This window comes from Nonomuraea sp. K271 (assembly GCF_009908215.1).
Taxonomy (GTDB): Bacteria; Actinomycetota; Actinomycetes; order Streptosporangiales; family Streptosporangiaceae; genus Nonomuraea; species Nonomuraea longispora.
Window position 1 is genome coordinate 1 of sequence record NZ_JAAAHR010000245.1, and the last position, 10,768, is coordinate 10,768.

Consider the following 10,768-nt stretch of genomic DNA (forward strand, 5'->3'; position numbering starts at 1 on the left):
GCTGGGTGGGTGCGCCCTCCGGGGCTGAAGACTGATCCACGGAATAAAGCATATCATTTGGAAGTCAGCCCTTGAATAAATCAGCTTAATTGTCCTAACATCCCGGCAATAAGCGGATGCTATGAACGCGTGGCCCTGTTCAGGGGGCGGCGGCCATGACAGAAAGGCGAGATGACGTGCGACGACGTCGATCGATATTCGGTACATCTCTGGCCGTGGTCGTGGCCATGGGCCTGTCCGCCTGCGGCGGTGGCGGCGACGACAGCGCCGGCGCGTCCAAGACGGTCCGGGTCACCCTGGCCAACCACGTGTGGACCGAGAACATCAAGAAGGCGCTGCCCGAGTTCGAGAAGCAGTCCGGGCTCAAGGTCGAGGTCACCCAGCTCGGCGAGGACCAGCTCTCCGACCAGTACAACGTCAAGCTGAACGCCGGCTCGGCCGACATCGACGTGATGATGTACCGCCCGCTGCAGGAGGGCAAGCTCTTCGCCAAGAACAAGTACCTCGCCGACCTGTCCGACCGGGTCAAGTCCCAGGCCTGGAACTTCGGCGACTTCCAGGCCGGCCCGGTCGAGGCCACCACGTACGAGGACAAGCCGGTCGGGGTCCCGATCATCACCGAGCAGGAGGTCCTCTACTACCGCAAGGACCTGCTCGACAAGGCCGGACTGAGCGCCCCGCCGAAGACCCTCGACGAGCTGAAAGCCGCCGCAGCCAAGATCAAGACGGCCGAGCCGGGCGTCGCCGGGTTCGTCGCCCGCACCGGGAAGTCGACGGCGGTGACCCAGTTCTCCAGCTTCCTCTACAGCTTCGGCGGCGACTTCGTCGACGGCAGCGGCAAGGCCGCGGTCAACAGCGAGGCGGCCAAGCAGGCGTTCGCCTACTACGGCGGGCTGATCAAGGACTCGGGCCCGGCGAACGTCAGCACCGACATGGGCTGGCCCGAGGCGATGGCCATCTTCACCCAGGGCAAGGCCGCCTTCTACACCGAGGCGAACTCGCTCTACAAGAACGCCACCGACCCGGCCAAGTCCAAGATCTCGGACAAGGTGGGCTTCGCCCCGTTCCCGGCCGGCCCGGCCGGTTCCAAGCCGTACAACATCCCGTCGTGGGCGCTGGGCATCAACGACAGCTCCGAGAACGCGGACAACGCCTGGAAGTTCATCGAGTGGGCCACCAGTAAGGAGCAGACGCTCGCCCAGCAGAAGTCCGGCGTGCCGGGCGCCCGCACCTCCGTCTGGGAGGACCCGGAAGGCACCTCCACCTTCCCCGAGGACCTGGCGGAGGCCATCGCGGCCAGCACCGAGGACGGGGTGGGCCATGACCGGCCGCTGGTCGTCCAGGTCGCCGAGGCCCGCGAGATCGTCGGCCAGCCGATCGTGGACGCGATCACCGGCCAGGACGCCGCCGCCTCCGCCGACACGGCCAACGCCGCGTTCCAGAAGTTCCTGGACGACGAGGCCAAGTAGACGAGGCCGAGTAAGCGGCACAGCGGCACACGCGGGTGACGGGAGCCGGCGCTCCGTCGCCCGCGTACCCCGTCCCTCCCTGGAGACCTCATGGCAACGATCACGACCAAGGCGGCGCGCGGCACGCCCACCGCCCCCGGCACCCCCGGCTGGGTGCGCTGGGTGGACCACCACCGTAAGTGGATCTTCGCCGCGCCCGCGATGACCTTCGTCGCCGCGCTGCTCGTGTTCCCCCTGGCCTGGACCGGCTACCTCAGCCTGACCGACGCCGAGGGGTCCGTCCGCGCGGAGAGCGAGTTCATCGGCCTGCAGAACTACCTCGACGTGCTCTCCGACACCGAACGGTTCTGGCCGTCTGTCGGAAGGACCGCCGCGTTCACCGGCGTCGCGCTGCTGTTCGAGGTGGTGCTCGGCATGGCGATCGCCCTGCTGCTCTGGCGGCCGTTCAAGGGCCAGAAGTGGGTGCGCGTCGCCGTCCTGCTGCCGCTCGTCGCCACCCCGGTCGCGGTCGGCATGATGTGGCGGCTCATCTTCGACCCGAACATCGGCCTGGCCAACCAGCTGCTCGGCTGGTTCGGCATCGGGCCGCAGCCATGGCTCGCCGGCCAGTACACGGCCCTGCCCACCACGATCTTCATCGACGTGTGGCAGTGGACGCCGATGGTGGCGCTGATCCTGCTGGCCGGGCTGACATCGCTGTCGGACGAGCCGCAGGAGGCGGCGCGCATCGACGGCGCGAGCACCTGGCAGCGCTTCCGGCACGTCACGCTGCCGCTGCTGGCTCCCACGCTGACCGTGGCGATCCTGCTGCGCGGCATCGACGCGCTGAAGACGTTCGACATCCTCTACGCCACCAAGGGGCGGGGCGGCGGTTCGTTCCACGAGGTGGAGACCCTCAACGTGTACGCCTACGGCCTCAGCTTCGACTACAACGAGTACGGCGTCTCCTCCACCGTCCTCATCCTCTTCTTCCTGATCATCATCGGGGCCATGTGGGCCCTGACCGCCCGGCGCAAGGAGGCCAAGCGATGAGGCCACGGCCCGCGTACCGGGTGTTCCGGGTGGTGGCGCTGATCGTCGTGGTGCTCACCCTGGTCGCGCCCCTGGTCTGGATGATCGCCGCGTCGTTCAAGACCAACGTCGACATCTACGACCCCGCCAAGGCGCTGGCCTTCTCCCCCACCATCGGCAACTACGCCAAGGTGCTCCAGCAGGCGAACTACGTCGAGTTCATCGTCAACAGTCTCTGGGTGGCCTTCGCCGCCACCGTGGCGTCGCTGGTCCTCGGCCTGCCGGCGGCGTACTCGATGAGCCGGTTCAACATGAAGAAGTCCGCGCTGGTGGTGCTGATGGCCCGGGTCATCCCCGGCGTCTCGCTGCTGGTGCCCTGGTTCTACGTCTTCTCCAACCTGAAGATGGTCGGCGGCTTCGGGGTGCTGATCATCAGCCACATGTTCGTCTCACTGCCGCTCGTGGTCTACATCATGATGGGCTATTTCGACAGCCTGCCCACGGAGCTGGAGGAGGCGGCGCTGGTCGACGGGCTGACCCACATCGGCGCGTTCCGGCGCATCACGCTGCCGCTGTCCATGCCGGGGATCGCCACCTCCGGGATCCTGTCCTTCATCTTCTCCTGGAACAACTTCATGTTCGCGCTCGTGCTCTCCGACGCGGACACCAAGACCCTGCCCGTGGCGATCTTCGACTTCGTCGGCTACGCCAGCATCGACTGGGGCGGCCTGATGGCGGCCACCACCGTGGTGACGCTGCCGATCATGGTGATCGCGCTGTTCGTGCAGAAGTACGTGGTCTCCGGCCTCACCGCCGGCGCGACGAAGGGCTGACCGGCATGACGACCATCGCACGCATCGAGACCTTCCTGGTCGCCCCTCGCTGGTTGTTCGTCCGGGTGGAGACCCGCTCCGGCATCGTCGGCTGGGGCGAGGCCACCTGCGAAGGGCGTTCGGAGACCGTACGCGCCGCCGTGGATCAGCTCGCGGAGCTGCTGGTCGGCCGGGACGCGCTGCGCATCGAGGACCACTGGCAGGTGATGACCAAGGGCTCGTTCTACCGGGGCGGCCCGATCCTGGCCAGCGCCGTGGCGGGCCTCGACCAAGCGCTGTGGGACATCGCGGGCAAACACTTCGGCGCGCCCGTGCACCAGCTGCTCGGCGGCCCGGTCAGGGACCGCATCCGGGTGTACGGCTGGGTCGGCGGCGACGAGCCCAGCGAGGTGCGCGACCACATCGCCGCCCAGGTCGAGGCCGGGCTCACCGCCGTGAAGATGAACGCGTCCGGCAGGATGAGCCCGGTCGCGTCGGTCGCCGAGCTGGACGGCGTGGTCGCCCGGGTCGCCGCCGCCCGCGAGGTGCTCGGCGACCACCGCGACGTCGCCGTCGACCTGCACGGGCGCTTCACCCTGGCCAACGCCCGCCGGCTGGCGCCGCTGCTGGAGACGTACCGGCCGCTGTTCATGGAGGAGCCGGTCGTCCCGGAGAACTCCCACCTCATCGGCGAGTTCGTACGCTCGACCACCATCCCGGTGTCGACCGGGGAACGGCTCTACAGCCGGCAGGAGTTCCTGCCCGTGCTCCAGGCCGGGATCGCGGTCGCCCAGCCGGACCTCTCGCACGCCGGCGGCATCACCGAGGTACGCAAGATCGCCGCGCTCGCCGAGGTGTACGACGTGCAGCTCGCCCCCCACTGCCCGCTCGGCCCGATCGCCCTCGCGGCCTGCCTGCAGGTCGGCTTCGCCACGCCGAACTACCTGATCCAGGAGCAGAGCCTCGGCATCCACTACAACCGGGGCGCCGACGTGCTCGACTACTGCGCCGACCGGACCCCGTTGGCGTTCGTGGACGGGCACGTCGAGCGGCTCACCGCGCCCGGCCTGGGCATCGAGATCGACGATGCGCAGGTCCGCGCCGCCGCCAAGAAGGGGCACACCTGGCGCAGCCCCGTCTGGCGGCACCGGGACGGCTCCTTCGCGGAATGGTGACCTGCCTCCGCCGGCCGTCCCTCGTACCATCCCGTGAGAAAGGCACTTAGTGAAGATCACCGCTGCGGACGTCATCGTCACCAGCCCCGACCGCAACTTCGTCACCCTCAGGATCACGACGGATGAGGGCATCAGCGGGCTGGGCGACGGCACCCTCAACGGCCGTGAGCTGTCGGTCGCGTCCTACCTGGCCGACCACGTCGTCCCCCTGCTGATCGGGCGCGACCCGCACCGCATCGAGGACACCTGGCAGTTCCTCTACCGCTCGGCGTACTGGCGGCGCGGGCCCGTCACGATGGCCGCCATCGCGGCCGTGGACGTGGCGCTGTGGGACATCAAGGCCAAGGCCGCGGGGATGCCGCTCTACCAGCTGCTCGGCGGCGCCTCCAGGAACGGGATCATGGCGTACGGGCACGCCTCGGGCCGGGACCTGCCCGAGCTGTTCGACTCGATCCGCCGGCACCTGGAGCTGGGCTACCGCTCGATCCGGGTGCAGACCTCCGTGCCGGGCATCAACGCCGTGTACGGCGTGGCCGCGCAGCCGAGCGTCGACGGCAAGCGCTACGACTACGAGCCGGCCCAGCGCGCCGAGCTGCCCGCGGAAGAGGACTGGGACACCCACGCCTACCTGCGCCACCTGCCCGGCGTGTTCGAGGCCGTGCGGGGCGAGTTCGGGCCCGAGCTGCCGCTGCTGCACGACGGGCACCACCGGATGACCCCCATCCAGGCCGCCAAGCTCGGCAAGGCGCTCGAACCGTACGACCTGTTCTGGCTGGAGGACTGCACGCCGGCGGAGAACCAGGAGGCGCTGCGGCTGGTCCGGCAGCACACCACCACCCCGCTGGCCATCGGCGAGGTCTTCAACACCGTGTGGGACTACCAGACGCTGATCCGCGAGCAGCTCATCGACTACGTTCGCTCCGCCGTCACCCACACCGGCGGGATCACGGCCATGCGGAAACTGCTCGACTACGCCGCCCAGTACCAGATCAAGTCCGGCATCCACGGGCCGACCGACATCTCGCCGGTCGGCATGGCCGCCGCCCTGCACCTGGACCTCGCGATCCACAACTTCGGCATCCAGGAGTACATGCAGCACGGCGCCGCGACCAACGAGGTGTTCCGCCAGTCGTTCACCTTCGCCGACGGCTACCTGCACCCGGGCGAGTCGCCGGGGCTCGGCGTGGAGCTCGACGAGGAGGCGGCGGCGCGTTTTCCGTACCATGCGGCGTACCTGCCGTTCAACCGGCTCAAGGACGGCACGATCCACGACTGGTGAGCGGCGGCTACCAGAACCTCACCTCGGGGAATTTCGCTGACGGCCTGTCCAGAAGAGGCCGGCGCCCGCCCTTGAGGTGCGTGTCGAGGAAGGCGGTGACGTACGCGCGGGTGATCCTGATCGCCCGCGCGCCGTCCATCGGGGCCGCGGGCAGCCCGAGCTGCGGCAGCAGCACCGCGTAGTCGGCGAAGCTCATGTGCTCGGCGCCGGTCACCGTCAGCCAGCGTTTGCCGTCGCCCTTCACGTGCGGCCAGAACAGGTCCCACGAGCCGTCCTTGCCGCCCGACTCAGGCTGGTGCCGGGGATTGCCGATCATCATGAAGGGCTTGACCAGCGGTTTGGCCGGGGTCTTGGGATTGTAGGTGCCGTCGAGGTTGACCGCGGCCTTGACCCGCTTGGAGTCGGCCAGCAGGTGCGCCGCGCTCTGGCCGCCGACCGAGTGGCCCACCATGGCGATCCGCCTCTCGTCGATCAGCCGGTTCCAGCGCCTGTCCGCTTTCAGCCGTCCGAGGACGAACTCGGTGTCCGCGGCCCGCACCCGGGCCACCTTCTCCCCCGTCTCAGGGGTCTGACCGGCCTTTCCCGCCTCGAAGGTGACGGTCCTGCCGTCGGGGAAGGTGGTGGCCAGCGACTCGTAGGTGTGCTCGATCCCCGCCACCAGGTAGCCGCGGCTGGCGAACTCCTCGGCCAGCGACGTCATGCTCGCGCGGGGCATCGTCATGCCGGGTGACAGGACCACCAGAGGCCACCCGCCTTTCCGCTGCCGCGCGGGAACGCCGGCGCGGGCGTGCGTCACGGTCGTGGCGAGCGTGTCCGCCGGTACGTCCGCGAGCCGCGGCTCGCTCCTGATGATCAGCTCTGATTCCCGCGGCGTGAGGTACGGCGCGCGCTTGCCCGCGGTCTTGCGCGCCGGGTACCAGATCGAGACCATCAGCTCGCGCGCGTTCCGGTCGCTCACCCAGGGGTCGGTGCGGCTGGAGTCGATCAGGTGCAGGTCGGTCTTCCCGACCGGATGGTCGCCGGTCGGCGCCGGCAGGGCGGTGACGGGCCCGGCGGCCTCGGCCGGGATCGCGCCGAGGGTGGTCAGTGATGCGGAAAGCGCGAGCACGCTCGCGGCCACGGTCTTCTTCATGCGCTCAACCGTGCCGCTCCGCGACGGCGAACCGTCCCCGCCGAAAGTCACCCGGCTTACGCGACTTTCGTAGGGGATGGCCGATCCACCCTTCTTCCCCGCGTCATGACCGGCGACGAGGTGCCGGGATGCGGCGCTCGCCCCGGCCGTCAGGAGGGCTCGGGCGGCCGCGGGACGAGCAGCCCCCGGTTGAACGCCTCCGTGACGGCGGCGGCGCGGTCGTTCACCCCGAGCTTGGCGTAGATGTTCAGCAGGTGCGACTTGACCGTGGCCTCGGTGAGGAAGAGCCGGGCCGCCGCCTCCCTGTTCGTGGCCCCTGACGCCACCAGCTGGAGCACCTCGACCTCGCGCGGGCTGAGCGGCCCGGGGACGGGCGCGCGTACGCGGTTCATCAGCAGGGCGGCCACCGACGGCGCGAGCACCGCCTCGCCCCGGGCCGCCGCACGGACCGCGCGCAGCAGCTCGTCGCGGGGAACGTCCTTGAGGAGGTAGCCGGTGGCGCCGGCCTCGATCGCGGGAAGCACGTGGCTGTCGGTGTCGTACGTCGTCAGCACCAGCACCCGGGCCCCGGACCCCCGCTCGGCGAGCTCCCTGGTCGCGCTCACGCCGTCCATGCCGGGCATCCGCAGGTCCATGAGGATCACGTCGGGGCGCAACGTCAGAGCCAGCCGGACCGCCTCGGCTCCGTCGGCGGCCTCGCCGAGCACCTCGAACTCCGGGTCGCGGGCGAACATGCTGCTCAGCCCGTCTCTGACCACTGGATGATCGTCCACGATCAGCAGCCCGATCGGCCGGCTCACGCGCATGCCTCCGCCGGCTCGGAGGGGACGCGGGCCGAGATGCCCGTGCCTGTGCCCGGCTCCGACTCGATCTGCAGGCTGCCGGACACGCTCTCGATCCGCTGCCGCATCGCGATCAGCCCGAACCCGCCGCGATCGGCCCGCGGGTCCCCGGTGGCGCCGCCGAGCCCGGCCGGATCGAAGCCGCCGCCGTCGTCGCGGACGTCGAGGGCCGCCTCGTGCTCCAGGTACGACAGCGTCACCCCCACCCTGGTCGCCCGCGCGTGCTTGGCCACGTTGGCCAACGCCTCCTGCGCGATTCTGAGCAGCGCGGTCTCGGCCTCCGGCCGGATCGGCCGCGCCGTGCCGGTCGTCGTGACCTGGACGGGGATCTCGTGCAACGCCGACCAGCGCTCGGCGACGCCCGCCAGCGCCTCGCTCAGCCGCGCCGAACGCAGCGGCTCCGGGCGCAGCGCGTGCACCGACCGCCGCGCCTCAGACAGGCTCTCCCTGGCCAGCTCGGTCGCGGCGGCGACGTGCCGGCGCCATCCCGGCGGATCGTCGCCGGCGTGCTCGGCCGCGCGCAACTGGCTGATGACGCCGGTGAACCCCTGCGCCAGCGTGTCGTGGATCTCGCGCGCCATCCGCTGCCGCTCGTCCTGCACTCCGGCGTCGCGCGCCTGCGCCAGGAGCTGCTCGTGCAGGGCCGCGTTCTCCGCCAGCGAGGCCGCCAGCTTGCGGTTGGCCTCGCGCGCCTCGTGGAGCGCGCGGTCGCGCTCCTGATTCCGCTCGTCGTCGCGCCGGGCGAACCAGGCGAAGAGGCACATGGGGATGGCGTTCGCGGCGATAATGGCGCCGTAGGTGACCAGGCCGACGACCGTGGTCTTGTCGACGCCGTACGCCTGCGCCGTGCCCGCCACCGCGCCCACGGCGGCGATGCCGGCCGGCTGCCACGGCCACGGCAGGACGCGGAAGGCGTAGACGTAGACGGCGGGGGTGAAGAAGCCGAACCACGGCGACCTCACCACGAGGGCCGCCCAGAGCAGGACCACCACGGCGAGGAAGAGCGCCATCACCGGCACGCGCCCGCGCCAGGCGGGACGGAGTGTGTAGACCCCCAGCATCCACGCCGCCAGCAGCGCGGACAGGACGAGGTCGGTGAGGCCGGACGCGCCGGACTCAGACCCGTCGGCCACGGTGATCGCGGTCAGGGACGCCAGCAGCGCGTACGGCCCGACGCCCATCAGCACGGGCCAGCGTGCCACGGGATCGTTCATCCGCCTCCTCCTTCCCCGGCGCTCGCTCGCAGCGGACAATCTAACCCCGTAACGTCGTCGCCGGTCAGCCGGCCCGGGGAGGCTCGATGGCCAGGGCGTGCCTGAAGACGTTGCGCGGGTCCCACGTGGCCTTCACCCGCTGCAGGCGCGGGTAGTTGTCCTTGTAGTAGAGCGTCAGCGCGGACACGCCCGAGGTGTTCCACTGCGGGTCGGCCAGGTCGGCGTCGGCGTAGTTGATGTAGGAGCCGTCGTTGACCTCGCCGGGCACGGGCACGCCGCCGCTGTCGGCGTACACGTCGCGGTAGAAGCGGCGCACCCAGGCGAGGTTGGCCGCGTCGTCCTTCTCCTCGCTCCAGATGGTCTGGTAGACCGCCTTCATGACCACGTCGCGCTGGGCGATCGCCGTGGCCTCCGGCGCGAGCGCGCCGACCTGGCCGCCGTACCCGATGAGCAGCATGCCGGACTCCGGCCCGCCGGTGCTGTTCGTCAGGTTGCGGTGCACGGCCGCGAGCTGGGCCTCGGTGAACCGGCGTCGCAGGTATCCGGCCTTGATCTTGTAGCGGCGGGTGAGCAGGTCGCCGGCCTCGCCGGTGCCCGGCCAGGTCATCGGGTGCAACCACGGCATCGTACGCCGGAGGTCGAGCACCGGCGTCAGCTCGACGCCCGCGGTCACCGCGGACACGAACTCGCTCACCCTGTCGTCCGCCTTGGGGAGATCCGCGTCGATCTGGGCGATCAGCATGGCGGCGGTCCCCCCGGCGCGGTGCGAGAGGTGGAGGATGCCGTACAACCCGGCGTACGGGGAGCCGGGCGCGCTGTTGCGCTCATGCCAGGTCCCGAAGTTGCGCAGCAGCCCGGTGAGCGCCTGTTCGGTCATGTGCTCCCAGGACCAGAAGATCGCCCGCTGCGACATCCGCTGCGGCGACGGCGGCAGCAGCGTGGACGGGTCGGCGCCGGTCGCGCCGGGCGAGCGCAGCCAGTAACGGGTGACCACGCCGAAGTTGCCGCCGCCACCGCCGGTGTGCGCCCACCACAGGTCACGGTTCGGGTCGCCGGGCTCACGGGTGGCGACCACGGCGCGGGCGCTGCCGTCGCGGTCGGCCACCACGACCTCCACGCCGTACAGGTGATCCACCACCGAGCCGTAGCGCCGGGACAGAGCGCCGTAGCCGCCGCCCGAGAAGTGCCCGCCGGCGCCCACCCCCGGGCAGCTGCCCGCTGGGATCGTCACGCCCCAGCCCTTGAACAACGTCCGGTACACGTGGCCGAGCGTCGCTCCCGGCTGCACGGCGAACGCCCGCCGGCGGGCGTCGTAGGTGACCTCGTCCATCGGGGACAGGTCCAGCAGCATGCGTACCGCCGGGTCGCCGGTGAGGTTCTCGAAGCAGTGCCCGCCGCTGCGCACCGCGACCCGTCTGCCTGACCGCACCGCGTCCGACACGGCGCGCACCACCTGGCCGGTCGAGCCGCACACGCGGATCTCGTCCGGCCTGCCCGCGAACCGGAAGTTGTTGCCCCGCAACAAGGTGTCGTAACGGGGGTCGCCAGGACGTATCGTCACCGGCCCGAACGCCGCCGAGCCTGGTTCCGCCGACGCGGCCTCGGCACCCCACGTGCCGACCGCCCCGGCGACCGCCCCCGTGACCGCTCCGGCACCCGCACCGGCGAGCAGCCCGCGACGGCTGACCGCCATGCGGCCGCGCGGGTTCGTGCTCCCACTGCTCACTTCCGGCATGTGGCTGGCTCCTTCCGACCTTCTGCGTTGAGGTCGTCAGCCTCCCAGCCGGACCACGGCGAGCACATCAGCTCATGTCCTGAGCCGGCGGCTGAACCC

At 70.6% G+C, this 10,768-nt stretch carries 9 protein-coding genes; 5 read left to right on the forward strand and 4 right to left on the reverse strand.

The window, feature by feature from the left end; translation table 11 throughout:
* Nucleotides 1-176 precede the first annotated feature (176 nt).
* From GUY59_RS43970 to manD, 5 genes are all read left to right on the forward strand, one after another.
* On the forward strand, nt 177-1,469 hold the full coding sequence (locus GUY59_RS43970) for an ABC transporter substrate-binding protein (protein ID WP_201762070.1): 1,293 nt from the start codon (nt 177-179) through the stop codon (nt 1,467-1,469).
* A 90-nt stretch (nt 1,470-1,559) separates the two neighbouring features.
* Nucleotides 1,560-2,501, forward strand: coding sequence for a carbohydrate ABC transporter permease (locus GUY59_RS43975; protein ID WP_201762071.1), 942 nt, complete (start codon nt 1,560-1,562; stop codon nt 2,499-2,501).
* Complete coding sequence (locus tag GUY59_RS43980) at nt 2,498-3,313, forward strand: carbohydrate ABC transporter permease (RefSeq protein ID WP_132340823.1); 816 nt, start codon at nt 2,498-2,500, stop codon at nt 3,311-3,313. Before GUY59_RS43975 ends, GUY59_RS43980 begins: the two co-directional genes overlap by 4 nt.
* A gap of 5 nt (nt 3,314-3,318) precedes the next feature.
* Complete coding sequence (dgoD, locus tag GUY59_RS43985) at nt 3,319-4,467, forward strand: galactonate dehydratase (RefSeq protein ID WP_138208085.1); 1,149 nt, start codon at nt 3,319-3,321, stop codon at nt 4,465-4,467.
* A 49-nt stretch (nt 4,468-4,516) separates the two neighbouring features.
* Nucleotides 4,517-5,746: a D-mannonate dehydratase ManD gene (manD, locus tag GUY59_RS43990; RefSeq protein ID WP_138208084.1), complete on the forward strand. Its 1,230-nt coding sequence runs from the start codon at nt 4,517-4,519 to the stop codon at nt 5,744-5,746.
* Between the two features lie 7 nt (nt 5,747-5,753).
* Here the strand turns inward: manD and GUY59_RS43995 are convergent, their stop codons facing one another.
* The 4 genes from GUY59_RS43995 to GUY59_RS44010 all read right to left on the reverse strand — a co-directional run bounded on the left by GUY59_RS43995 (nt 5,754) and on the right by GUY59_RS44010 (nt 10,669).
* Nucleotides 5,754-6,878: an alpha/beta hydrolase family protein gene (locus tag GUY59_RS43995; protein WP_138208083.1), complete on the reverse strand. Its 1,125-nt coding sequence runs from the start codon at nt 6,876-6,878 to the stop codon at nt 5,754-5,756.
* Nucleotides 6,879-7,027: 149 nt separating this feature from the next.
* The gene (locus GUY59_RS44000; protein WP_138208082.1) at nt 7,028-7,684 is read right to left on the reverse strand and encodes a response regulator; all 657 of its coding nucleotides are present in this window, start codon (nt 7,682-7,684) and stop codon (nt 7,028-7,030) included.
* Nucleotides 7,675-8,934 carry a sensor histidine kinase gene (locus GUY59_RS44005; RefSeq protein WP_138208081.1) on the reverse strand — a complete coding sequence of 420 codons (1,260 nt, stop codon included), beginning with the start codon at nt 8,932-8,934 and terminating at the stop codon, nt 7,675-7,677. The genes GUY59_RS44000 and GUY59_RS44005 overlap by 10 nt, the downstream gene beginning before the upstream one ends.
* Nucleotides 8,935-8,998: 64 nt before the next feature.
* Nucleotides 8,999-10,669, reverse strand: coding sequence for an FAD-binding oxidoreductase (locus tag GUY59_RS44010; protein ID WP_138208080.1), 1,671 nt, complete (start codon nt 10,667-10,669; stop codon nt 8,999-9,001).
* Between the last annotated feature and the right edge of the window lie 99 nt (nt 10,670-10,768).